The sequence below is a fragment of the Cobetia sp. MC34 genome (assembly GCF_018340035.1).
Classification (GTDB): Bacteria; Pseudomonadota; Gammaproteobacteria; order Pseudomonadales; family Halomonadaceae; genus Cobetia; species Cobetia amphilecti.
The window spans coordinates 1-23,815 of the sequence record NZ_JADPPY010000041.1; the positions used below are offsets into that span (position 1 = coordinate 1).

17 protein-coding genes and 2 pseudogenes are annotated in these 23,815 nt (G+C 61.6%); 6 read left to right on the forward strand and 13 right to left on the reverse strand.

Annotation, left to right across the window (positions count from 1 at the left end; all coding sequences use genetic code 11):
• Positions 1–112 precede the first annotated feature (112 nt).
• The 3 genes and pseudogenes from IZU87_RS15375 to IZU87_RS15385 all read right to left on the reverse strand — a co-directional run.
• Positions 113–928 (reverse strand): annotated as a pseudogene (locus IZU87_RS15375) (ISL3 family transposase); the annotation flags it as partial.
• A 21-nt stretch (positions 929–949) separates the two neighbouring features.
• Positions 950–1,462, reverse strand: coding sequence for a signal peptidase II (gene lspA, locus IZU87_RS15380; protein ID WP_003821921.1), 513 nt, complete (start codon positions 1,460–1,462; stop codon positions 950–952).
• A gap of 3 nt (positions 1,463–1,465) precedes the next feature.
• Positions 1,466–2,362, reverse strand: a complete 897-nt coding sequence (locus IZU87_RS15385; protein WP_004364974.1) for a cation efflux transmembrane domain-containing protein — start codon at positions 2,360–2,362, stop codon at positions 1,466–1,468.
• A 95-nt stretch (positions 2,363–2,457) separates the two neighbouring features.
• Between IZU87_RS15385 and cadR the strand changes: the two genes are divergently transcribed.
• Positions 2,458–2,865 carry a Cd(II)/Pb(II)-responsive transcriptional regulator gene (gene cadR / locus IZU87_RS15390; RefSeq protein WP_007148576.1) on the forward strand — a complete coding sequence of 136 codons (408 nt, stop codon included), beginning with the start codon at positions 2,458–2,460 and terminating at the stop codon, positions 2,863–2,865.
• Between the two features lie 165 nt (positions 2,866–3,030).
• Here cadR and IZU87_RS15395 read toward each other — a convergent pair whose 3' ends face one another.
• On the reverse strand, positions 3,031–5,127 hold the full coding sequence (locus IZU87_RS15395; protein ID WP_213115095.1) for an NADH:flavin oxidoreductase: 2,097 nt from the start codon (positions 5,125–5,127) through the stop codon (positions 3,031–3,033).
• Between the two features lie 229 nt (positions 5,128–5,356).
• On the opposite strand from IZU87_RS15395, the gene IZU87_RS15400 reads away from it, so the two are divergent.
• Complete coding sequence (locus IZU87_RS15400) at positions 5,357–6,001, forward strand: TetR/AcrR family transcriptional regulator (protein WP_131431981.1); 645 nt, start codon at positions 5,357–5,359, stop codon at positions 5,999–6,001.
• Positions 6,002–6,137: 136 nt separating this feature from the next.
• Here the strand turns inward: IZU87_RS15400 and IZU87_RS15405 are convergent, their stop codons facing one another.
• From IZU87_RS15405 to uraH, 3 genes are all read right to left on the reverse strand, one after another.
• On the reverse strand, positions 6,138–8,252 hold the full coding sequence (locus IZU87_RS15405) for a methyl-accepting chemotaxis protein (RefSeq protein WP_213115096.1): 2,115 nt from the start codon (positions 8,250–8,252) through the stop codon (positions 6,138–6,140).
• A gap of 213 nt (positions 8,253–8,465) precedes the next feature.
• Complete coding sequence (locus tag IZU87_RS15410) at positions 8,466–9,713, reverse strand: urate hydroxylase PuuD (RefSeq protein WP_107334876.1); 1,248 nt, start codon at positions 9,711–9,713, stop codon at positions 8,466–8,468.
• 9 nt (positions 9,714–9,722) lie between these two features.
• Positions 9,723–10,076 (reverse strand): hydroxyisourate hydrolase, encoded by a 354-nt coding sequence (gene uraH, locus IZU87_RS15415; RefSeq protein ID WP_213115097.1) that lies wholly within the window; start codon positions 10,074–10,076, stop codon positions 9,723–9,725.
• A gap of 412 nt (positions 10,077–10,488) precedes the next feature.
• Here uraH and uraD point away from each other — a divergent pair, with 412 nt between their 5' ends.
• The gene (gene uraD / locus IZU87_RS15420; RefSeq protein WP_213115098.1) at positions 10,489–11,022 is read left to right on the forward strand and encodes a 2-oxo-4-hydroxy-4-carboxy-5-ureidoimidazoline decarboxylase; all 534 of its coding nucleotides are present in this window, start codon (positions 10,489–10,491) and stop codon (positions 11,020–11,022) included.
• A 64-nt stretch (positions 11,023–11,086) separates the two neighbouring features.
• On the opposite strand, the gene IZU87_RS15425 is transcribed toward uraD, so the two are convergent.
• Together IZU87_RS15425 and IZU87_RS15430 are read right to left on the reverse strand one after the other, a co-directional pair.
• Positions 11,087–12,424: an allantoate amidohydrolase gene (locus IZU87_RS15425; protein WP_213115099.1), complete on the reverse strand. Its 1,338-nt coding sequence runs from the start codon at positions 12,422–12,424 to the stop codon at positions 11,087–11,089.
• Positions 12,421–13,704, reverse strand: a complete 1,284-nt coding sequence (locus IZU87_RS15430; protein ID WP_349305191.1) for a pyridoxal-phosphate-dependent aminotransferase family protein — start codon at positions 13,702–13,704, stop codon at positions 12,421–12,423. The genes IZU87_RS15425 and IZU87_RS15430 overlap by 4 nt, the downstream gene beginning before the upstream one ends.
• 467 nt (positions 13,705–14,171) lie before the next feature.
• Here IZU87_RS15430 and IZU87_RS15435 point away from each other — a divergent pair, with 467 nt between their 5' ends.
• A complete protein-coding gene (locus tag IZU87_RS15435; protein ID WP_043332713.1) occupies positions 14,172–14,996 on the forward strand; it encodes an inositol monophosphatase family protein in 825 nt (274 codons plus the stop codon).
• 146 nt (positions 14,997–15,142) lie between these two features.
• Here IZU87_RS15435 and IZU87_RS15440 read toward each other — a convergent pair whose 3' ends face one another.
• The 3 genes from IZU87_RS15440 to IZU87_RS15450 all read right to left on the reverse strand — a co-directional run bounded on the left by IZU87_RS15440 (position 15,143) and on the right by IZU87_RS15450 (position 18,787).
• Positions 15,143–16,201, reverse strand: a complete 1,059-nt coding sequence (locus tag IZU87_RS15440; protein ID WP_213115100.1) for a ParA family protein — start codon at positions 16,199–16,201, stop codon at positions 15,143–15,145.
• A gap of 103 nt (positions 16,202–16,304) precedes the next feature.
• Complete coding sequence (locus tag IZU87_RS15445) at positions 16,305–16,970, reverse strand: 7-cyano-7-deazaguanine/7-aminomethyl-7-deazaguanine transporter (RefSeq protein ID WP_200019710.1); 666 nt, start codon at positions 16,968–16,970, stop codon at positions 16,305–16,307.
• 365 nt (positions 16,971–17,335) lie between these two features.
• On the reverse strand, positions 17,336–18,787 hold the full coding sequence (locus IZU87_RS15450; RefSeq protein WP_054556053.1) for an alanine/glycine:cation symporter family protein: 1,452 nt from the start codon (positions 18,785–18,787) through the stop codon (positions 17,336–17,338).
• Positions 18,788–19,294: 507 nt separating this feature from the next.
• On the opposite strand from IZU87_RS15450, the gene IZU87_RS15455 reads away from it, so the two are divergent.
• On the forward strand, positions 19,295–20,896 hold the full coding sequence (locus tag IZU87_RS15455; protein WP_213115101.1) for a Na+/H+ antiporter NhaC family protein: 1,602 nt from the start codon (positions 19,295–19,297) through the stop codon (positions 20,894–20,896).
• 142 nt (positions 20,897–21,038) lie between these two features.
• On the opposite strand, the gene IZU87_RS15460 is transcribed toward IZU87_RS15455, so the two are convergent.
• Complete coding sequence (locus tag IZU87_RS15460) at positions 21,039–23,009, reverse strand: acetate--CoA ligase (RefSeq protein ID WP_213115102.1); 1,971 nt, start codon at positions 23,007–23,009, stop codon at positions 21,039–21,041.
• Between the two features lie 156 nt (positions 23,010–23,165).
• On the opposite strand from IZU87_RS15460, the pseudogene IZU87_RS15465 reads away from it, so the two are divergent.
• Positions 23,166–23,683, forward strand: a pseudogene (locus tag IZU87_RS15465) (helix-turn-helix domain-containing protein); the annotation flags it as partial.
• Positions 23,684–23,815 lie beyond the last annotated feature (132 nt).

A 23,815-nucleotide genomic window follows, 5' to 3' on the forward strand; every position in this document is an offset into this window, starting at 1 on the left:
ATTATATGATCGGTTACTACAGCAGCCTCAGGCCGCACAAGCATAACGATGGGATACCGCCGAACTTGGCAGAAAAGAACTACTGGAATGCTCAAAGCTCGGTGGCCAAAAACACTTGACCACTACATTTCAGCAGGATTTTCCGGTCTCCCTTGAGAGTCCGGCTCTGGGACGGTTTCAGCTCCTTTCTGAGGCCCTTGCGCACTCTCTCTAGGGCATCGTTGGCCATGCGCACCACATGGAACTTATCGACCACGATACGGGCCTGGGGCAGCACAGCCTTGACCGCTGCCCGGTAGGGGTTCCACATGTCCATGCTGACGATCTCGACCTTCTGCCGGTCTTTCAGCTTCATCAGGTAGTTGGTCACCACGTCCTGGCGGCGGGTGGCCAGCAGGTCGAGCAGGGTTCGCTCCTCAATGTTGGTCAGAATGCAGCGGTAGCGCTTGTTCAGGTATAGCTCGTCAATGCCCAGGATGCGGGGCGTCTCGAAGCGGTGCCAGTGCCCCAGGAACTCGGCGCGGGCGTTGAAGATGTCGCGCACCGTCTTCTCGTCCAGGCCGGTCTGTGCCGCCACAAAGGTGTAGGGGTGGTTGAAGGATTCCTTCTCCACGTACTCATGCAGCCGCAGTGTCATACGGAATCCGTCCACCATCTCCGGTAGCTGGGGCCTGAATGTTGTCTTGCAGGCCCGGCAGGTGTATCGGCGGCGGACCACCCAGAGAGTGACCCGCTTGCCGTGGATGGGCAGATCACGATAGGGAACGTCACGCTTGCCGAACCGTACGAACTCACCCTGCACGCCGCATTCCTCGCAGGCGATGGGATCGGGCACGTCCACCTGGAAGTGCATTTCGTCGTCGGTTGATTTGCAGCCCAGTACTTGGTATTGCGGCAGGTGAAGGATGTTGTCGGGAAGTTCGGTCATGGTGTTGTATAGGCGTAGGTGTCAGTCAGATCCATCCGACTCGGCATTGGTGTTTGCTTTTTTACCCAACAAGCTGCTGGAAACGAAAAGTAAGGCACCGAGGACAATTGCAATATCAGCCAGGTTGAAGGCCGGCCAATGCCAGTCTCGCCAATAGAAATCAAAGGAATCCACAACATAGCCGCGAAAGACCCGGTCAATCAGGTTGCCCATGGCGCCACCGAGGATAAGACTGTAAGCGATGGCTTCTCCTTTATGACGATTTTCAAGGATCAGCTTGATCAGAAAAATCGAGACCACTACCGCGATTCCGATAAAAAAGTAGCGCTGCCAGCCTCCACCATTCGCAAAAAGACTGAATGCGGCACCGGTGTTCCATAGGTGCACCCAGTTAAAGAACGGGGTCACCGAAACATACTCGCCATAGGCCATTGATTGCTGCACCAGCCACTTTACAGCCTGATCAGACGCTGCCAGCAGGCCCGATATGGACAATAGGGCATACGGCGAGAGCTTTTTGCCAATAATGAGCATTATTTAACCCTTCAACGCCAAAATGCGTCTGGCACCGTTAAGTACAATGCCCCCCGCGATGGTGCCGATAATCAGATCCGGATAATTGGAACCGGTCCACGCGACCAGGGCGCCGGCGGTGATGACCCCCAGGTTGATCACCACGTCGTTGGCCGAGAATATCCAGCTTGCCTTCATGTGCGCCCCGCCTTCCCGATGTTTGGATATGAGCAGCAGACAACTGGTATTGGCAATCAATGCGACGAATGCGATAGCCATCATCACCAGCGATTCAGGCTCACTACCGAATACAAAGCGTCTCACCACCTCTACGAGCACGCCCACAGCCAAGATCAGTTGCAGTACACCAGCAAGATGCGCGGCACGTACCTGCATTTTCACGCTATGTCCAACCGCATAAAGGGCAAGCCCGTACACCGCCGCATCGGCAAAATTGTCCAGGGATTCTCCAATCAGGCCGGTGGACCGGGCGATCAGACCGGCAGTCATTTCCACCACGAACAGAAGTGCATTGATGCCGAGCAACCAGCGCAGGGTCCCGGATTCTTGCTTAGCAGAAGCTGCCGAAAACTCGGCGGCCTTGATGGTCTCCGGATTTGCAGCGACGGTTTCCTGAAGCGAGGCGCCTAGCCCCAAGGTCTTCAGTTTCGAGGTGACGGGCTCGACCTCGCCGTCATGCACGACCTTCAGCCGGCGGTTCGACAAGTCGAAGGACAGCGCCCGAATCTCCTCAAAGCCGTTCAGGGCTAGGCGAATCATTCGTTCTTCTGATGGACAGTCCATCTTCGGCACGGCATAAACACTGACCCATCTCCCTGGCGCCTCGGAGGAGGCCTGTATATCGGTATCCGCTGCGGACGTTGCATCACCGCCACAGGCGCCACCACAGGATTTGCTCATGATACGACTCCACTTGAACAATGTTGTGGTACCATTTAAAACTATAAAGCTACTATAAGGTCAATAGAGTAAAGAATCCGTTGGGGAGGAGGCTGATGCGCATTGGTCAGTTGGCGCAGTTGGTAGGGGTCGAAACACAGACGATCCGCTTCTATGAACAGCAGGGCTTGTTGCCGCCGCCTGATCGGCAGGACAACGGTTACCGTGTCTATACCGAGAAGCATGGTGAGGGGCTGGCCTTCATCCGTCGCTGCAGAATCCTGGGCCTGTCACTGGCTGAGATTCACGAACTACAGAGCTATCAGGACGACCCTCATCAGCCTTGTACCGCCGTCAACACCTTGCTCGATGATCACATCTCTCATGTGCGGTCGCAGATAACCGCTCTGCAAGCGCTTGAGAAACAACTCGTTTCACTGAGAGCGAGTTGCAACGATGACCGGGAAGTTGAGGCGTGTGGGGTTCTTGCTGGAATTAGCGAAGGAAACATGCACCAGCAGTAGGTGAAGCATCAACCAGATAATCCGATGAGATGCCGGTCTGTCTCACTCTCATGCAAAGGTAAGATCAACCATTTAATCCGCTTACCCAGACTTTTCACGCCACCCTGTGAGACTTGCCCAGCCCGTGTCATGTCTCTGCAGTAGTGTCCCTTCTCTGTCACCCCCTCACACCACCTTCATCAGCCTCAGCGCGTCATAGATCGCCGCATGGGTATTGCGGGTCGCAACAGCGTCACCTATGCGATAGAGCTGAAAGCTGCCCTCTGCTGCGCGCTCGGTGTGTTCCGGGCTCGGGCCCTCCACCGGTTGGGCGAGGCCTGCGATCAGGGCGTCGTAGTCCACTGCCCCGCCATTGCGTGAGTGAGGCTTGAGTTCGAAGTAGAGATCTTCCATCGGGCGGGCGCCGTAGTTGACCACTACCTGATCGACAAGGCGCTGATCCGCGTAGGCACCGGTGCCCTTGCCCTGCGCCACGGCGTCATCCAGATAATCACTGCCGATATGGGCGATTAGCTGGCCATCTTCACTACGCGTGACACTGCCGAGGCGATAGGTCGGCGTGAAGGTGACGGCGAGACGTTGCAGGCTGCGCATGTAAGGCACCAGGTTCATGGCCATGATTTCCGGCGCGAAGGTGCGATCTGGCGTCATCATCTCGAGCCTGGCACCGGAGTTGGCGATCATCTCGGCGGCCTGTAGCGCAGCGTGGTCTCCCGCATCATCGAACAGCAGCACGTTGCGGCCAGGCGTGACATGGCCTGAGAGAATGTCCCAACTGGAGACGACCAGCTCGCTGCCGACCTGCGGCATGTCTTCCTCGGGATAGCCACCGGTGGCGACGATGACGACATCGGGTTGCTCCGCCAGCACATCCTCGGCCTCGGCGAAGACGTTGTAGCGCATCTCGACGCCGAGCGCCTCACAGCGACTAATGCGCCAATCGATGATGCCGATCATCTCGCGTCGCCGCTCGCTCTGAGCGGTGAGGCGAATCTGGCCACCCGGCTGGTCGGCCGCTTCCAGCACCACCACCTGATGCCCACGCTCACCGGCGACGCGTGCGGCCTCGAGCCCTGCCGGGCCCGCGCCGATGATCACGACCTTCCGGGTGACCTCGGCAGGCACGATATCATGCGGTTGCTCCAGCTCTCGCCCGGTCGCAGCGTTATGAATGCAGTAGGCGGAGCCGCCCTGATAGATGCGATCGAGACAATAGTTGGCTCCGACACAGGGGCGGATGGTCTCCTCCTGCTTGGCCATCAGCTTGCGCACGATGTGCGGGTCCGCCATGTGGGCGCGCGTCATGCCGACCATGTCGACCTTGCCAGTGGCGATGGCGTGGCGCGCGGTGGCGATGTCCTGAATCTTGGCGCCGTGGAAGGTCGGGAAATCCATTGCTTCGCGAATCTGTCCGGCAAAGTCGAGATGCGGCGCACTGGCCATGCCCTGGATCGGGATGACATCGGTGAGGCCCGCATCGGTATCGATATGGCCGCGCACCACATTGAGAAAATCGACCTGACCGCTATCGCGCAGCAGGCGCGAGACTTCCAGGCCATCGCTGGCATCAAGCCCGCCACTCAGACACTCATCTCCGGTGTAGCGGACGCCGACGATGAACTCGTTGCCCACCCGTGCGCGAATGGCGCTCAACACTTCCATGGTGAAGCGCAGTCGATTCTCGAGACTGCCGCCGTAGGGGCCCTCCAGGGTATTGGTGAGCGGCGACCAGAACTGGTCCATCAGATGGCCATAGGCCTGCAACTCGATACCGTCTAGGCCGGCTGCCTGCATGCGCTCGGCGGCGTCGGCGTAGTCCTGGATCAGCCGTGCGATATCCCAGTCCTCGAGCCGCTTGGGAAAGGCGCGGTGCGCCGCCTCACGACGATGGGACGCCGAAACCGCCGGCAGCCAGTCGGCCTTGTCCCAACGTGTGCGGCGTCCTAGGTGAGTGAGCTGGATCATCACCGCGGTGCCGTGCTCGTGACAGGCATCCGTCAGCTCGCTGAGCCACGGCACCACCTCATCGCGATACGCCAGGATGTTGTTGAACACCGGCGGGCTGTCCTTGGCGACCGAGGCAGAGCCCGCCGTCATGGTCAGCGCGATACCGGCACGCGCCCGCTCCTCGTGATAGGCGCGGTAGCGCGCCTTGGGCATGCCATCTTCCGGGTAGGCAGGCTCGTGGGAGGTCATCATCAAGCGATTCTTGAAGGTCAGATGCTTGAGCGTGAACGGCGTGAGCAGCGGGTCCTGAGCCATGTGGCCTCCTGATGAGCAGACAGTGAGAACAGGGGTGTCTTTATTGAGTACACCTGTGTACATACGCTGACTATAGTCCTAGGCTTCAGGCCATGCGTCGCGGGAGACACCGTTCTCGCCCGCCTGACGCAGCCAGAATCGTCGCTGTCGCAAACAGCATGCTCTTGGCGTCATCACACGATTTACCTCACATGAGCCCCACCATCCCCCGCCTTTCAGGAGACCGCCTATGCCAGAGTCCCCAAGCGTCCCCCCGGCAAGTGACAGCGCCCAGGCTGCCGGGCGCGGCAAGGCCGAGGACTGGCTGGAAGCCGCCTATCAGCAGCTGTTGCTGGGCGGCGTGGATTCGGTGCGCGTCCTGACATTGGCCAAGACATTGGGCCTCTCACGCACCAGCTTCTACTGGAGCTTCAAGGACCGCGACGCCCTGCTCACCGCGCTGCTCGCGCGCTGGGATGCACACAATACCGCCGGCCTGATCGGTCGTTGCGAGCAATACGCCGCCACGGTGGTGGAAGCCATGCTCAATGTCTTCGACTGCTGGCTGGATGCGTCACTGTTCGATTCACGCTTCGAGCTGGCGATCCGCAACTGGGCCTCTCAGAACGCGGAGGTCGCCACTGCCGTCGCCCGCGCCGATCAGGCACGCATTCAGGCGCTGACCAGCATGCTGATGTGCTACGGCCAGCCCGAGCAACTCGCCAACGTGCGGGCACGCACCACCTACCTGACCCAGATCGGCTATCTGTCGATGCGCACTCAGGAAAGCGTCAGCGAGCGCATCAGCCGCGTCGCTGAGTATGTCGAGGTCTTCGTCGGCGAGCGCTGCGAGCCTCAGGAGCTGGCACGCTTCGCGTCCCGACACCCGGCCTGAAAGGACAAAGCCCTCACCGACGGCAGTCGGCAAGGGCTTGGCAGAAACATCAACGGCTAGCTGTACATTCAATGGCGCTCGATCAAGCTCTTGGCGCAGGATCGAGCTCAGGGGTCAGCTTGGAGCAGAGCGCGGCTCAGAAGGCTTCCCACTCCTCTTCTTCGCGACGCCGGGATCCGCGCGCGGCGCTTGCCGGCGGCGTAAAGGCAGACTGCTCGCCATCCGCCATCGGCTGAGTGTTCATGTGCGACATGGACTGATGCGACACGGACTGGCGCGACATTGACGATGTTGCCATGTCTTGAGCGCCTGCCACCTTGAAGCCTGCCATCAGCTGCTCCAGTGCCTGAGCCTGGGCGCTCATGCTGCGCGCCGCGCCACTGACCTGATTGACCAGGGTGGTGTTCTGCTGCGTCATCGCATCCAGCTCGCTCACCGCCGTATTCACCTGGCCGACGCCGGCACTCTGTTCACGCGCCCCGGCACTGATCTCGGCGATCATGTCGTTGACGCGCTCGACACTGGAGAGAATCTCGGCCATCGCCTGACTGGCGTCCTTCACCTGCGCCACGCCCTGCTGCGTGTGCGAGATCGACTCGTCGATCAGGCCGCGAATCTCGCGGGATGCATCACTCGAGCGCGTCGCCAGGGTGCGCACTTCCTGCGCGACCACCGCAAAGCCACGCCCATGCTCACCGGCCCGCGCCGCTTCCACCGAGGCATTCAGCGCCAGGATGTTGGTCTGGAAGGCGATGCCGTCGATCAGGCTGATGATCTCGCTGATGCGCTCGGCAGAGCGGTTGATGTCTTCCATGCTCGCCTGCGCCTTGCGCATGTCATCATTGCCGCGGCGCGCCTGCTCGGAGGTCGAATTGACCAGCTGACTGGCCTGCTGGGCGGAATCGGCACTGTGCTGCACGGTGGTGGTGATTTCCTCCATCGAGGCCGAGGTTTCCTGCAGGCTGGAGGCGGACTGCTCGGTGCGTGCCGAAAGCTCCTCGTTGCCCTGGGCAATCTCGCCGGCAGCCTGATTGACGGCGCCCGTGGTGCCCCGCACCTGACCCACCACTCGACTCAGGTCCTCGCCGACACTGTTCATGGCCGCGGTCAGCTTGCCGATCTCATCCTGACGCTGACTGGTAATGCGCTGGGACAGATCGCCCCGCGCCAGTGCCTGCGCCAGTGATACCAGCGCATCCAGCGGACGGCTGATCAGACGCCGCTCGAGGAAGTAGAGAATGCCGGCCACGGCCAGCGCCAACAGCAGTGCCAGCCCGAAGACCTGATTGCGGACCTGCGTGATGCCCGCCGTCACTTCCTGCTTGTCGATCGTGGTCGCCACCACCCAGTCCCACGCCGGATAGTGCTGGAAGCTGGTGATACGGTCACTGTCTTCGCCCGCCAGTCGGTAATCGATCTGACCGCTGTCGGCGGCGAAGAGCGGCGCGAAGGCCGGCTCGCCCTGCGCATTATTGAAGTCCATCAGCGAGCGGCCCTGCCACTGCCCCGTCGTCAGCACCTTGCCCTGCTGGCCCGGCGCCGTGCTCGCCACCAGACTGAAGTCCTTCTCATGCAACTGGATATTGGTGATGGTGGCATACAACTCATCGATCTGCTCGCCGACATCCACCCCGATGAACGAGGCACCGATGAGGTTGTCATTGAAGTCGGTGATCGGACGATAGCGCGTCATGTAGTGACGGCCCGCCAGATAGAGCATGCCGGTATAGGGCTGTCCGGCATTCAGCGCATCCTTGACCCCACCACTCAGCGTCAGCCCGAGCAGGCTTGAGCCATCTTCGGTCTTGAGGGTGGTGGCAATGCGCACGAAGTCCTCACCATCGCGCACGAAGAAGCTGACCGGCGCACCGGTGCGATTGGCGAAGTCGGCCAGATAACCAGATTGATTGTTGAGCATGAAGCCGGCATTGAGCAGCGCCGGTGCATCGCGCTCGCCGATCGGTAGACGTCGGTCCTCGATCAGCGTGAAGTTGTCAGGAATGGTCGCCAGGAAGGCATTGAGCATGCGCGTCACGCTGGACTGCATGGTGGTATCGAACAGTTCGATGGTGTTGGTGATCTGTTGCTGCTTCTGAGCGAGAGCGCGTTCTGTCTCGCCTTCCACCTGATGCATGCTGGCCGTCGAGAACACCAGGCCCAGCGCCGTGAAGGCCGCCATCATCAACAGCAATACCAGCAAGGCAAGCTTGCTGCCGACACTGGCGCGGGCCAGACGCTTTTTTATTGTCATCACTACGCGATACCCCGATCCATGAGAGAAGTATCACGTCTATCGGCCACCGGACTCAGAACTGTAGCGTTGCTGCTGACGAGTGGGTGCTGACGAGTTCTTGCGAGTTGATTCTGACCAGCGGCGACTTGGAGCGCCGCTGGTCAGTACGCCCCCATTCATGACTCTCTCAGCCATCGCCCCCTAATCCATTGCCCTCTCATCCTTCCCCCCTCAGCGTGTCGCCTGCCACCAGTCATCCAGCAGCTGGCGTTCGGCATCGGTCATCTGGGTCATGTTGGCCAGCGGCATGCTCTTGTCGACCACCGTGCGCTGGTGGATGCGCATGGCCTGACGCTGGATGTCATCCCAGCCATTGAAGGCCACGCCGGCTGCCGGAGCCGTCAAACCGATCAAGTTCGGCGTATCACTGTGACAGCCGGCGCAGCGTTGCTCGACGATATGACTGACCTTGTCTCGCAAGGCCTGATTCTCCCCCGGGGCCTCATTGCCAGCTGCGCTGCTGGCCGCGACAGATGCTGAAGGCGCGCTTGTCTCGACAGTCGCGGGCGCCGTCTGTGAGCGCGGCGCGCAGAGCAGGATCACGCCGATCAACGCCAACACTGCCCCCACGGGTACCCACAGGCGCTTGACGCCCTTGTGGTGATCCACCGTGGCGATACGGATAAGACCGCCCGTCACCAGTAACAGCAGAATGACGCCCAGGCGATAGTCATTGGCATACAGCAGCGGGTAGTGGTTGCTGATCATCATCAGCACCGCAGGCAGCGTGATGAAGGTGTTGTGCACCGAGCGCTGCTTTGCGCGCTGGCCGTGGATCGGGTCCGGCGTTTCCCCACGCTTGGCAGCAGCCAGCAGGGCCTTCTGACCCGGGATGATCACATTGAAGACGTTGCCCGCCATAATGCTGCCCATCAGCGCGCCCATCAGCAGGAAGGCGGCACGCCCCGAGAACAGTTCGGTCGCGACCCACGCCGCCAGCGTCAGCCACACACCGACCGCGACGAACAGCGCCCCGGCATGGCGCTTGAAGGGGCTGCGACACAGCGCCTCGTAGCCCAGCCAGCCACCGACGAGCACGCCCAGAGCGCTGCACACGGCCAGGGTGCCGCTCATCTCGAACACGCGCGGGTCGATCAGGTAGGCATGCGGCTGCAGCAGGTAGATCAGCGTGAAAAGTCCCATCCCGGACAACCAGGTGACATAGGCCTCCCACTTGAACCAGTGGATCTCGCTGGGCAGCGTTTCGCTGACCCCATCATGACGAAACAGATGATAGAGACCGCCACCATGCACCGCCCACAGCTCGCCGCCGGGGCGGCCATCTACCGCATGAGTGGCCGGCTTTCGCCGATTGTCGAGCCAGATGAAGAAGAACGATGCGCCGATCCAGGCGATCCCCGCCATGACATGCAGCCAGCGGGTCAGCAGCATCGCCCAATCGAGAAGATATGCGCTCATGCCGGCTCCTTAGCTGCCGCGGTAGACACTGTAGGCCCACGGGGTGACCAGCAGCGGAATGTGATAATGGCCGCTGGCCTCGAGGGTGAACTCGACCGGCACACGGCCGAGCATGCCCTGGCCCACCGCGCGGCTGGCAAAGTAATCCCCGACCTGAAACGTCAGACGATAGACGCCGGAGAGATCAGCGGAAGCGTCGGTTTCCTCAAGCAGCGGCGCATCGAGACGCCCATCGGCATTGGTCGTGACCTGCGCGATCTCGTGAAAGTGACCCTGCGCATCCTGGCGTTCCAGGGTGATATGCACACCGCTGGCAGCGATGCCTTCGGCCTGATTGAGCACATGCGTCGTCAATCTGGGCATGGCGATTTCCTGTTCTTGTGTGGATGTGGCGGGTACGACTCGAATCTGGGCAGATGGAAGCTGTACGAATGAAGACCGTGTTTCGGTTTTCTGGCCTGGCATGTTCTTGTCTGACCTGTTCTGGCTTGTCCTGCTCTGGCCTGCCGTCAGCGGTTGGTGGTATTGCACCCGATGAGTGCATTGCTGCATTCTGACCGATCGGTCAAGGTGCAGGCCGTATCGCCCCATGACAGACGCCGCTCGGCGCCGTCAGGCAAGCCGGTGGCGATACAGCCTTGTCGTCCACCGCTGGCATGGCGATGCAGCGTGTGACACAGCGTTGGTCAGACGCGTTGCCAGCGACGGCATGTGCCTTGCAAGCTGATGATTCCGTGAGCTTTTCAAACCTATCCCCCTCTCTGGAGCAAGGCGCATGCCAATCGAGACCCCGATGCACTATCTGGTGATGCTGGACACGCTCAACGCCCTGCCACCCGAGGCGCTGGCACGACGCTTGAGTGGTCTCTATGAGCACTCGGACTGGGTGGTGGAACGCGCCGCGGCAGAGCGCCCGTTCGCGAGCATGGAAGTCCTGCTGACGGCCTGCGCCAATACGGTACGCCAGGCCAGTGATGCCGAGCGCCACCAATTGATTCTGGCCCATCCTGAGTTGGCTGCCGGCAAGCTGGAGAGCCTGACGCCCGCCTCGCAGGGCGAGCAGCGTGGCGCAGGGCTCGATCAGCTCGATGATGCCACCCGTGAACGCTTCCTGACGGCCAATGCCGACTACCAGGCCCGCCACGGCATTCCATTCATCATCTGCGTCAAGGGCCACAGCGCCAGCAGCATTCTCGAGGAACTGGAGCGCCGTCTGCCGCAATCCACCGAGGCGGAATACCAGGAGGCTCTGGCCCAGATAAATGCGATCGCCGCAGTGCGCCTGCCGGGGCTGCTCGAGGCCAGTTAGACACGAGCGCCTCGGCGGCCGCCAATGGGTGCTGTCTTACGCGTTCTGTCTTACGCGTGCTGTCCTATACGTACCTGACGGCCACGGCCTCGATACTGGCGATCAGTGCCGCCAGGGCCTTGGCGACATCGTCTTCGGTCACCGCCTCCAGCGGGTGGTGGCTGATACCGCGCTCACAGCGCAGGAACAGCATGCCCACCGGACACAGATGACTGACCGCCATGGCGTCATGCCCGGCACCACTCGGCAGCCGGAATGGCGCCTGACCAGTGGCGGCGATACCGGCATCGACGGCCTGCATTAATCCCTCGTCACAGGCCACGGCATCGGCCGCATGCGTCTGCTCGCAGTGGAAGGTGAGGCCCCGTCGCGCCGCGATTCGATGTGCCTCGTTCAAGAGTTCATCCAGCGCACGATCCCGCTGCGCATCATCCAGCGCGCGGATATCCAGACTCAGTGCCGCCCCCCCGGGGATGACATTCACCGCCCCGGGACACAGCTCGCAACAACCCACGGTCGCGACCAGCGAGTGGCCCGCCATGTCAGCGCGCTTGCCCGCCTGGACATCACGCGCCAGCGATTCCACCGCCAGTGTCCACTCCGCCGCCGCACACAGCGCATCCTGACGCAGCGCCATCGGCGTGGTGCCGGCATGTCCCGCCTGGCCGACGAAGTTGACCGCGAAGCGTCGCGCGCCGGCGATGCCCGTCACGGTGCCCAGCGCCAGATTCTCGGCTTCCAGCACCGGGCCCTGTTCGATGTGTACTTCCAGATAACCCAGCGGCGGATTCGCCTGCAGGCTGGCCCTGGCGGCCGTCTGCCCGGAAAGCCCGAAGCGTTCGAGCGCGTCGCCAAGCGGGATGCCGTCCTCATCCTCTACCCGCTCCCAGTCCGACTGCCAGCGTCCGGCGATGGCATGGCTGCCGAGCAGGGTCGCACCGAAGCGGGTGCCCTCTTCATCACCGAAACCGACCACTTCCAGCGCGAAGGGCAAGCTCTGCTCGCCGGCATCGGCGCGCTGCCTGAAATGCGTCAAGGCGGCCACCCCGAGCAGGACACCAAGAATGCCGTCATAACGGCCGGCGTCCGGCACGCTGTCCAGATGCGAGCCGATCACCAGTCGTGGCACGCCGGCTTCGCTGTCAGCGGCAGCGGTGAGAGCGGGTGGACACCAGCGGCCCCAGAGATTGCCGGCGCCATCCTGCCAGCTGCGCAGACCGGCAGCCTTGAGCCAGCCAGCCGTGGTGGCATTGGCGGCGGCGTGTTCCGGCGTCAGATAGCGGCGGTCGATCCCGCTGTCGCTGCGCGAGATCGCCGCCAGGGTGTCGCAGGCGGCCAGCACATCGGCAGCCGTTTCCAGCGGCGCGATGGCGTCCGGGGGTATGGATCCGGCATCGCTCATGACTGGCCTCCCGTGCCGAGGTTGGCACGGCCATTGGCCGCCTGACCCTGATGCTCCTGATAGAAGTCCAGCGCGGCACCGACGCCACCGCCGGCCACTGTCTTGACGCCACCCCGGCGCAGAGTCTGCTCCAGCGCCGCCAGCGTGGTCAGCACGGTATCGCGACGCGCGTTGTAGCCCATCACGCCGAGACGCCAGACCTTGCCGTGCAGCGGGCCGAAGCTGGTGCCGATCTCGATGCCGAAGTCCTCCAGCATGCTGCGGCGCAGGCCATCGCCATCCAGGCCGTCGGGAATCATCACCGCGCTGACGTTGTTCATGCGGTGGGTCTGGTCGCCGAACAGCGCGAGCCCCAGCCCCTTCAAGCCTTCGACCATCGCTTGACCATGCAGCGCATGGCGCGCGATGGCGTTGTCCATGCCTTCATTGACCAGCAGGCGCGCACACTCACGTGCGCCATACAGCATGCTGGTGGCTTCGGTGTGATGATTGAGGCGCAGCTCTCCCCAGTAATCGAGCACCATGGAGAGATCGAAATAGTTGGAGCGGATGCGCGCGCCCGGCTCCGCCAGACGATCACTGCCGCTGCTGATGCCCGCCTCGACATGCCGCCGGGCATGCACCACCTCCACCGCACGCGGCGACAGCGTCAACGGCGAGCTACCTGACGGCCCGGCGAGACACTTCTGCAAGCCTGCGGTGACGGCGTCCAGCCCCCACTCATCGGTCTTGAGCGGATTGCCCGCCAGCGAGGCCGTGGCATCGCTGTAGAACAGCACGCCTTCGCGGCGACAGATGGCGCCGATGTCTTCCAGCGGCTGGCACATGGTGGTCGAGGTATCGCCCTGCACCAGCGCCAGCACACTGGGCTTGACCTCGCGAATGGCGGCTTCGATCTGCTCCGGACGGAACACCTGGCCCCACTCGCATTCCAGCGTATGGACCTCGGCACCGCAGCGCTCGGCGATCTCGCGCAGCAGATGACCGAAGCGGCCGAAGATCGGCACCAGCACACGCTCCCCCGGCTGGATCAACGAGACCAGCACCGCCTCGATACCGGCACGCGAGGTGCCATCGATCAACAGGGTGGCATCATTGGTGGTCTCGAAGACGCCGCGATAGAGCTGCATCGTCTCGTTCATGTAGTGCGTCATCGCCGGGTCGTACTGGCCGATCAAGGGAGCGGAAAGCGCTCGCAATACACGCGGGTCCGCATTGATCGGACCGGGGCCCATCAGCAGGCGCTGGGGAGGATGAATCTGGTCAAAGGTCGGGCTCACGGTCGCTCCTCGTGCAGCAGGGCATGGAATGCAGGAAGACTCGCCAACTCGCCGAGCCTCATGACCAGATTACTGCAACAAGTGCGCCAGAATTTCAGAAATGAAACAAATGTTGAATTACGGATGTATTCGACGGGAGCCCCCCTGCCATGACGTGGGCATCGAGGGCAAAAGGCAACCTGGCAACCGAGTGACAGAAAGGCAGCTCGGCAAAAGACGGCATGGCTGCAAGATAACGCTATAAACTTGCTAGTCACACTGGCCGGTGTCGCTCTGACAGTGCATGCCTTGCCTGCCAGGCACCATGACGGGGCATGAATGAGCTGAATCGACGCTTTCATTACCTGTTTCATGCGCCGGCGCTCACTGCCCGAGGCTGAACTCGCCACATGAGTCTGTTATACAAGGAGGCATCGGATGAGTGAGGGTTGCCTCATCCGACCTGATCATCGCTGCCGGAGAGCCACATGACGCTGGAACAACGCCTGGAACGAGCAACGGAACTGGCCAGACAGGCTGGTGAACGCATGGTGCAAGCGCGCGAGGAACAGGGTTTCGCGCACCATTACAAGAAAGGCGATGAGCTGGTCACCGACATCGACGTGGCGATCGATACCTTCCTGGCGGAAGCGCTCGAAGCCGAATTTCCCGAGGATGCGCGCCTTACCGAAGAGCTGTCGCCCGAGCGGGACGTGATCGGTACCAAGGGCGGTCTGTGGGTGATCGACCCCATCGACGGTACCGTCAATTTTGCCCATGGCCTGCGCCATGTCGCCGTGTCCATCGCCTGGTGCGAGCGCGGCAAGATCCAGATGGGGGTCGTGCATGCGCCCTTCCTCGGCGAGACCTTCACCGCCATCCGCGGCAAGGGGGCCTGGCTCAACGGCGAGAGCATCTCGGTCAGCGAGACCGATGAAATGAGCCGCGCACTGGTCGCGACCGGCTTCCCCTACAACCGTGACAGCCGGCCGCCGCTGCTCAAGCGCCTCTCGGCCATGCTGCTGGTCTGTCAGGATGTACGCCGCAACGGCAGTGCCGCGCTGGATCTCTGTGATGTGGCGTGCGGACGTCTGGATGCCTATTACGAGAGCGTCTCCCCCTGGGACTTTGCGGCGGGCCTTCTGATCGCGCGCGAAGCCGGCGCACGCACGGGTCACCTGTATCGCTGTCCGGACGGCATTCCCGATGAGCTTTATGGCGAGAATATCGTGGTGGCCTCACCAGCCTTGCATGCTCCGCTCAAGCGTCTGCTGGAAGAGGCCGATGCCAGTTCAGGGCTGCCGGGGCTGTAGGGAAGAACTCAAGTCCAGGGCTGCAGTGACGCGGCTATGATGACATGACTTTCATGACCTGACTTTAATGACAGACTGCCGCTGCAATACGCAAGAGCCCCGCCAATTGGCGGGGCTCTGTGTTTCTGGCTGGCTGGCACTCGACCTCAATCGCCCAGGTTACCGCCCTTCTTCTTGCCCTTGGCGGCCGACTTGCTGGTCGCCTTGCTGCTGTCTTTGCTGGCAGAGTCCTTGCTCGCCGGCTTCTTGTCAGCGCTGGGCGCTTTCTTGCTTGAAGCTGCCTTGCCGGCAGGCTTGGCCGCTGGCTTGCTCGAAGCTTCCTTGCTTGCGGGCTTGGCGGCTGGCTTGCTGGTCGCTTCCCCTTTGGCGCTGGCCTTGCCGGTGGCAGCACCTTGAGGCGCGGTGGCGGTTGATTCAGCCTCTGCAGTCTTGGCGGCGGCTGGCGCTGGCGCCACCGTCGGCTCCTTGAGCAGGCTCAGGCGTTGACCGATTTCCTGCCACAGGCTGCGATAGCTGACCGCCGGTGAGCTGTTGCGCGAGAAAGTCCCGATGGGCTTGCGCTCGATCCCCATGCGCTCGACCACGCTGGAATACGGGATAAAGCCACTGAGCTGCAACGGATAATCCTGCTTGAGCGATTCCATCACATCCTTGTGCAATGTCTTGCGGCGATCCACCAGAGTGAAGAACGGCCAGACGGGCACATCGAGATCGATCTCGGCCAGATAGGCGTTCAATTGCTCCAGGGTACGCAGCGACAGAACCGTGGGAATGATCGGCACCAGCAGGGTATCGGCAGAGGCGAAGACCTGCTCGGAAAGACTGGAAATGCTCGGCGGACAATCGAGGATGACGAGGTCGTAGTCATCGCGTACCGGCTTGAGGACCTTGCGCAGTCGGGTGCGCTTCTCTTCCTCGAGTATATGGTCGAGATTGCGGTAGGAGAATTCCGCCGGCAGGACATCCATGTTCTGATAATCCGTGGAACGGATCACGCGGGACATGTCCTGCTTGCCGCTGATCAGTTTCTCGACCCCGCCCTTCAGCTTGGGCTTGGTACGCACGTAGAAGGTCGCAGCGGCCTGCGGATCAAGATCCCACAGCAACACACGCAGGCCACTGTTGGCGGCACAATGCGCCAGATTGATGGCAGAAGCAGTCTTGCCCACGCCCCCTTTGATGCTGTACACCGCAGCGATTTTCATGGCTCCCTCCCGTCATTCCAGTTTGTGCAACGTTAGCACAATCCGGCGCCATATCCCTGACTGACAACGGCGAAACGGGAGAAAATGATATGACAGTTTTATGTCAGACAGGCTCTCGCTCATCGACCAGGCCGCGTTTGAGCAACTGGTTCGTGAGGCGATTGAGCAACAATCCGTACATCGGCAGGAACAGCAATATCGAGATGGCCAGCTTGATCGCGTAATCCACCCAGGCGATCTCGACCCAGTGAGCCGCCATGAAAGCATCGGGCCCATTGCGGAACGCCACCGAGAAGAAGGCAAAGGTGTCAGCGAGATTGCCGAACAATGTCGACGCCAACGGCGCGATCCACCAGTGGGCATTGCGACGCAGACGATCAAACACCTGAATGTCGAGCAACTGACCGATCACGTAGGCAATGAAGCTTGCCAGCGCGATACGGGCCACGAACAGATTGAAGTCAGCCAGTGCCTCTACCCCGGCAAAGCTGCCCGCCTGAAACATCACCGACACCATGTAGCTGACCAACAGCGCCGGCAGCATGACCAGCGCAATGATGCGCCGCGCCTGATACTTGCCGAACAGACGCACGGTCAGATCCGTTGCCAGGAAGATGAACGGGAAACTGAAGGCACCCCAGGTGGTATGGAAGCCGAACAGGGTCATCGGCAACTGCACCAGGTAATTGCTGGCGGTGATGATGAGGATGTGAAACAGGGCCAGGGCGACGAGTGCGCGCTGCGTCTGGGCAGACGAGAGGAGTAACATTGCAGGTCCTTTTTGGATCAAAGCCGTCGTCCAGGGGTGAGGGAACCCTGTCACGAGCGTGTTGAGGTTTGCGTCGTCGATTCTGACATCAGCTGCCATGGCCTGACATCGGCCTTGACGCCTTGTCGCAGCGATTGAGCGTTACAGGCATGCGTCAGCCGACATGCTTCACTGACAACCGCCGCAAGGCTTGCACGTTGCCAGAACGCAAAATGGCCGCGCATCGTATCACGATGCGCGGCCATTGACAGGTACCTGCGGGGAAAATCTGGCCAGATGGTCAGGCCGTCAGTCTCCCCCGGCGCCCCTTATGTTGCAAAGACAGCGATGCAATGAAATCCATGCAATGAAAGCGAGTGTCAGAGTCACTTCTTCCAGATGCTGGCATCGACCTTGCCCTTGAGCTCCGGGAACTGCTCCGGATCAAAGGTCGGCTCCTTGCCGGCCTTATGCTGACGGTCGTAATCCTTGAAGATACGGAAGGCCAACGGCGACAGCAGCAGGATGGCGATCAGGTTGATCAAGGCCATCGCGCCCATCGACAGATCAGCGAAGTTCCAGATGTTCTTCAGGCTGGCGACAGCACCGAGCATGACCATGCCGAGCACGGCGAAGCGATAGACCATGATGACGGCCTTGGCGTTCTTCTTGCCGGCGATGTACTCGATGTTGGACTCGCCATAGGAGTAGTTGGCGACCAGCGAGGTGAAGGCGAACAGCAGAATGGCGATGGCCACGAAGCCGCCACCCCAGCTGCCGACCTGTGAGGACAGCGCTGCCTGGGTGATCTGGATGCCGTCATTGCCGCCATCGTTGCCCAGGGTGCCGCTCATGATGATGATGGCCGCGGTCGCGGTGCAGATGACCAGGGTGTCGATGAACACGCCCAGCATCTGGACGAAGCCCTGGGACGCCGGGTGCTTGGTGGTCGCCATCGCGGCGGCGTTCGGGGCGGAACCCATACCCGCTTCGTTGGAGAACAGACCCCGCTTGATGCCGTTCATCATCGCCTGGGCGATGGTGTAACCCAGCGCGCCACCTGCGGCCTGCTCAAGGCCGAAGGCACTGCGGAAGATGGTGCCCAGCGCCGCCGGCAGCTCGGTGATGTTGATGGCCACGACGAAGATGGCCAGCAGCAGATAGAGCAGCGCCATGATCGGCACGATCAGCTCGGCGGTACGCGTGATGCGCTTCATGCCGCCGAAGATGATCGGCACCATGACCACGACCAGCACCACGCCCATGATCCACGGCGGCACGCTGAAGGCCTGCTCCATGGCCAGTGCGATGGAATTGGACTGCACGGAGTTGAAGGCCAGGCCGAAGGCGATGATCAGGCACACGGAGAACAGGATCGCCATCCAGCGCTGACCGAGGCCCTTCTCGATGTAGTAGGCCGGGCCACCACGGAAGGTGTTGTCATCGTGGGAGACCTTGTAGGCCTGCGCCAGGGTGGACTCGATGAAGCTGGTGGACATGCCGACCAGCGCCGTCATCCACATCCAGAAGATGGCGCCCGGGCCACCCAGGGAAATCGCCACGGCGACACCGGCGAGGTTACCGGTACCGACGCGCGCCGCCAGAGAGGTAGCCAGTGCCTGGAAGGAAGAGATGCCGCCTTCGCTGCCCTGACGAGACGTGGCCAGCAGCTTCCACATGTGTCCGAAATAGCGGAACTGGATACCCTTGGTCATGACCGTGAAGAAGAGACCCGCTCCGATGAGCAGGTAAATCAATACACTGCCCCACAGCAGGCCATTGCCTGCATCGATCAACGCCAGAATCGGCGCTGGAATGATGGACGTTGTTTCCGACATGTCGGTCTCGCTTTGGCGGGTTTTTGGTCTTGTCGACGCTGCCAGGGCAACGGAAAGCCCATGACTTTCCTGCGACTGACAGCGAGCAACCACTACGATGGGGTTGCTCGACATGCTTTGGTGAGCGCCATTCTTCATATCCCACGGGGATAAGCAAGAAGAGCCCACTGTAAAGCGGACTTCTACGCCCGAATTCTAGGGGAAAAATAGCGCAATGGCGGTGTTTTTCACTGCGGCCTAGACTTTAGGTGAACACGGTAATGTTTCACGTCTTGTTTGGCTCGGGCATAATGCGCCCCCTTCCGGAAGTCGCCGCCTGCCAGTGGCGGCCCAGGACTTGTCGGGCGCAGGCTCGCGACTCATCGGTTGCCGTTGCGCAACGGCGATCCCGCGAGTGTGCGCTGCGATCAGGCGGTGCAACTCCCTGACACCCACGCACCATAACCGCCATAACGGCACCCGGTAGCGCGCTTTGTCCCGGCGCCTGCCTTTGATTACAGGTGATACATGGAACTGACCAGCTACGCGGCGTCCCCGCTTTCGCTGCTCGCCCCGATCATAGCCATCGGTCTCGCAATACTGACACGTCGTGTCATGCCCTCCCTCGGGCTGGGTATCGTGTCAGGCGCCCTGCTGCTGAATGATTTCTCGCCGCTCGTCACGCTGCACTATCTCTGGCAGCAGCTGGTTGCCGTCTTCATCGAGATGCCGGACAGCGGTCAGCTTGCCGAGGCCAGCCTCAACAGCTGGAACGTCTATATCCTGCTGTTCCTGCTGGCACTGGGTGCCATGGTCGGCGTGATCACGCTGGCAGGCGGCACCCGTGCCTTCGGCAACTGGGCGCGGGCACGAGTCACGACCCGCCGTGGCTCGCAGCTGATGACCGTGCTGCTGGGGGTATTCATCTTCATCGATGATTATTTCAATAGCCTGGCCGTGGGCAACATCTGTCGTCCGCTGACCGATCGTCAGGGGCTGTCGCGCGCGCGCCTGGCCTATCTGATCGACTCCACCGCCGCGCCCGTCTGCGTGCTGACGCCGATCTCCAGCTGGGGTGCCTACATCATCAGCCTGATCGCCGGTATCCTGGCGACCCACCACATCACGGATGTCAGCCCGTTCGGTGCCTTCCTCGAGCTGTCCGCCCTCAACTACTACGCGATTGCGGCGCTGGTGCTGGTGATCGCCTCGGCGTGGTTCGACATCAACTTCGGTGCCATGCGCCGTCATGCCATCGCGGCGCGCGACGGTGAGCTTTTCGATGCCAAGCGCGGCAATCCGCCGGGCAACACCCACGTGGAAGAGTCCGAGCGTGGCCGCCCCATGGACCTGCTGATCCCGATCATCGTGCTGGTCATCGCGACCTTCTTCATGATCGTGCAGACCGGCGCCAGCGCACTGGCCGCCGAGGGCGAGGCCTTCGGTCTGATTCGCGCCTTCGAGCTGACGGATGTCGCCAAGTCGCTGATCATCGGCGGCGCCATCGGCCTGCTGGCCGCGGTAGTGATGCTGCTGCGTCATCGCATGGGCGCTGGTCGCAGCCTGAGCGCCATCGCCCAGGGCGCCAGCTCCATGCTGCCGGCCGTCTATATCCTCGTCTTCGCCTGGTTGCTGACCGGCATCATCGGCTCTCTGGGAACCGGCCAGTATCTGGCCACGCTGGTCGAGGGCGTCGTGTCTCCAACCTGGCTGCCGATGCTGCTGTTCGTGCTCTCCGGCCTGATGGCCTTTGCCACCGGCACCAGCTGGGGCACCTTCGGCATCATGCTGCCCATCGCCGGTGACATGGCGGCCGCCACCGAGCTCGCCATGATGTTGCCGATGATGGGCGCGGTGCTGGCCGGTTCCGTGTTCGGGGATCACTGCTCGCCGATTTCCGACACCACCATCCTGTCCTCGACGGGTGCCAGCTGCCATCACATCGATCACGTGATGACCCAGCTGCCCTACGCCCTGCTGGGTGCCGCGATCTCGCTGATCGCCTACCTGGTGATGGGCCTGACCGACAGCACCCTGTTCGGCTGGTTGAGCCTGGCGGGCCTGCTGGTCATCAGCATTGCCTGGCTTGCACGCCGCGAGATGGCCAATCCGGTCGTGGCACGCACCTGATGCAATAAATGCTGCCTTGCTGAAAAAAAGCCCCCGCCATGTCTCATGGCGGGGGCTTTTCATTATTGGAGCAGCGCGAGCCGCGTCATGCGTCCGCGATATCACTGCATCGGTTCATGCGCTTCGGTTCATGCGCTTCGGTTCATGCGCTGCGTGCCTCACTCGCCTGACCGACGCCGGCCTCGCTCAGCGCCTCACGCACATCTTCCAGGCTTGAGGGGTCATCTATCGTCGAGGGCACCTGGTATTGCTCGCCCGCGGCGATCTGACGGATCATCTTGCGCAGTATCTTGCCGGAGCGCGTCTTGGGCAGGCGCTCGACGATCAACACCTCCTTGAGCGAGGCAAAGGCCCCGATTTCCTGGCGTATCCGCTGGGCAAGCTCGGCGCACAGGCTGGCTTCATCCCCCTGCCAGCCATCCTTGAGAATCACCAGCCCCAACGGCATCTCGCCCTTGAGCGAATCCTCGATGCCGATCACCGCGCATTCCGCGATCGCGGCGTGTGCACCGAGCACCTGCTCCATCTCGCCCGTCGACAGACGGTGCCCCGCCACGTTGATGACATCATCAATGCGTCCCATCACGAACAGATAGCCCTGCTCATCGAAGTAGCCGCCATCACCGGACAGGTAATAGCCGGGGTAGGCGGCAAGATAGGCAGCATGGAAGCGTCCGGGGTCCTGATAGAGTCCGGTCAGGCAGCCCGGCGGCAACGGCTGACGCAACACGACATTGCCCTGCTCTCCCGTGGGTACTTCATCCCCCATGCCATCGAGAATCTGTACATTGAAGCCCGGCAACGGCCAGGTGGCGCTACCGGCGCGTGCCTCGACCGGCGCCTTCACCTCGCGGCTGCCTTCGGTGAACATGTCGAGGCCCAGCAGGTTGCCGGCGATGGGCCAGCCGGTTTCGGTCTGCCACCAGTGATCGACGACCGGCACCGGCAGGAGATCGGCGAGCCAGTGATAGGTCGGCGGGTCCAGTCGCTCTCCGGCCAGGAACAGACTGCGCAGGCTGGAAAGGTCGTAATTGGCCATATGACTGGCTTCCGGGTCTTCCTTCTTCATGGCGCGAAACGCCGTCGGCGCAGTGAAGAAGCAGTTGATGCGGTATTCCTCGATCAAGCGCCAGAAGGCTCCGGCATCCGGGGTCTTGACCGGCTTGCCTTCATACATGACGGTACTGGCCCCCATCAGCAGCGGGCCATAGACGATATAGGAGTGGCCGACGACCCAGCCGATGTCCGAGGCCGCCATGAAGGTATCCCCGGGGCGGGTCGCATAGAGAAGCTCCATTGAATAATGCAGTGCAACGGCGTAGCCGGCGTGATCACGCACCACTCCCTTGGGCTTGCCGGTAGTGCCGGAGGTATAGAGGACATAGAGAGGTTCGCTGCCCAGCATGCTGACCGCTTCGGTGGCCTGAGCGCTGGCCAGACATTCGTGCCAGTCATGATCACGCGGCCCGAGTGTCGCCCGCTGCTGTTCACGCTGCAGGATCAGACAGGCTTGCGGGGTGTGCTCGGCAAGCTCGATGGCTTCATCCAGCCAGGGCTTGTAGGGAATGATGCGATCGACTTCCACCCCGCAGGACGCCGCCATGATCACCTTGGGCGCGGCGTCATCGATACGTACCGCCAGCTCCTTGGGGGAAAAGCCGCCGAAGACCACTGAATGCACCGCCCCGAGACGTGCACAGGCCAGCATCGCCATCATGGCCTCGGCGACCATCGGCATGTAGAGCACGACACGATCGCCCTTCTCCACCCCGAGATTGCGCAGCGCCCCCGCCAGCAGGGCCACCTCATCACGCAGCTCACGAAACGTGTACTGCCGCTTGCTCTGGGTGACCGGCGAATCCCAGTACAACGCGATCTGGTCCGCGCGCCCATTGGCGACGTGATGGTCCAGCGCGGCATGGCAGATGTTCATCTCGCCATCGATGAACCAGCGTGCATGCTGTTGCTCATCCCAGGCCAGAATGGACTGCGGCGGGCGAAACCAGGCGATGCGTTGCGCCTGCTCAGCCCAGAAGTCTTCTGGCGTCTCGTTGGCTCTCGCCGTCAGAGCTAGATAACGCTTGCGTGCACAGGAGTGATTGGCGTCGGGCATGGCGTACCTCGTGATCCACGAATGTCTTTGTGGGCATCTCTTGCCTGTCCTGATGCAAGGCCTTGTCTCCGGGGCCCGTTGGCCGGACCTCTTTTAATATCGTGTCCCGTCCTGAATATAGTTGACACGTTCTGACCTATCTTTAGGGAGAGCGTGATGAACCAGCACGTTAAGCGTACCCAGCGCGATTACACCTTGGCTTTTAAGCTCGCCGTCGTCGAGCAGATCGAGGCTGGGGAGATGACTTATAAGCAGGCTCAGGCCCGCTATGGCATACAGGGACGGTCCACAGTACTTCGATGGCTGCGCCAGCATGGTCATCAAGACTGGAGCTCTCCCCGGGATGTCAAAACATCTGGGAGCTACGTCATGAAAGAAGCCCTTCCACAGACACCTGAACAGCGCATCAAAGAGCTTGAAAAGCAGCTTGAGCTATCGCAGCAGAAAGCCCAATTCTTCGAGACGGTGGTCAATGTGTTGAAGAAAGATTACGGGATTTCGGTAAAAAAGCTGCCAGGCAAGCCCTCGCGGACAAAAACGTAGCAAGTCTCAACGTCAGCAAGGTTTGCCGATTTCTCGGTATCAGCCGGCAGGCTTGGTATCAGACATGGCGTGCCCAGGAATTGCGTGCGACTCAAGAGCAGCAAGTCATCAACTTCGTGCATGAGATACGCCGTAGCTGAAGTGGACCCCATCCTTTGGACCACCTGACGGGTCGTCTAAGCTCGGATCAGGTCATCATCGGCGTCAGGCCGCCTGGATCAGTGGTTGAGAGAAGTACACTTCATCAGGTGTAGCATCGTCTA

Bases quoted from the DNA above. Each gene is read 5' to 3' on its own strand.
- lspA (WP_003821921.1), bottom strand. From the start codon at position 1,462: ATGCTCATTATTGGCAAAAAGCTCTCGCCGTATGCCCTATTGTCCATA.
- IZU87_RS15385 (WP_004364974.1), bottom strand. From the start codon at position 2,362: ATGAGCAAATCCTGTGGTGGCGCCTGTGGCGGTGATGCAACGTCCGCA.
- cadR (WP_007148576.1), top strand. From the start codon at position 2,458: ATGCGCATTGGTCAGTTGGCGCAGTTGGTAGGGGTCGAAACACAGACG.
- IZU87_RS15395 (WP_213115095.1), bottom strand. From the start codon at position 5,127: ATGGCTCAGGACCCGCTGCTCACGCCGTTCACGCTCAAGCATCTGACC.
- IZU87_RS15400 (WP_131431981.1), top strand. From the start codon at position 5,357: ATGCCAGAGTCCCCAAGCGTCCCCCCGGCAAGTGACAGCGCCCAGGCT.
- IZU87_RS15405 (WP_213115096.1), bottom strand. From the start codon at position 8,252: ATGACAATAAAAAAGCGTCTGGCCCGCGCCAGTGTCGGCAGCAAGCTT.
- IZU87_RS15410 (WP_107334876.1), bottom strand. From the start codon at position 9,713: ATGAGCGCATATCTTCTCGATTGGGCGATGCTGCTGACCCGCTGGCTG.
- uraH (WP_213115097.1), bottom strand. From the start codon at position 10,076: ATGCCCAGATTGACGACGCATGTGCTCAATCAGGCCGAAGGCATCGCT.
- uraD (WP_213115098.1), top strand. From the start codon at position 10,489: ATGCCAATCGAGACCCCGATGCACTATCTGGTGATGCTGGACACGCTC.
- IZU87_RS15425 (WP_213115099.1), bottom strand. From the start codon at position 12,424: ATGAGCGATGCCGGATCCATACCCCCGGACGCCATCGCGCCGCTGGAA.
- IZU87_RS15435 (WP_043332713.1), top strand. From the start codon at position 14,172: ATGACGCTGGAACAACGCCTGGAACGAGCAACGGAACTGGCCAGACAG.
- IZU87_RS15440 (WP_213115100.1), bottom strand. From the start codon at position 16,201: ATGAAAATCGCTGCGGTGTACAGCATCAAAGGGGGCGTGGGCAAGACT.
- IZU87_RS15445 (WP_200019710.1), bottom strand. From the start codon at position 16,970: ATGTTACTCCTCTCGTCTGCCCAGACGCAGCGCGCACTCGTCGCCCTG.
- IZU87_RS15450 (WP_054556053.1), bottom strand. From the start codon at position 18,787: ATGTCGGAAACAACGTCCATCATTCCAGCGCCGATTCTGGCGTTGATC.
- IZU87_RS15455 (WP_213115101.1), top strand. From the start codon at position 19,295: ATGGAACTGACCAGCTACGCGGCGTCCCCGCTTTCGCTGCTCGCCCCG.
- IZU87_RS15460 (WP_213115102.1), bottom strand. From the start codon at position 23,009: ATGCCCGACGCCAATCACTCCTGTGCACGCAAGCGTTATCTAGCTCTG.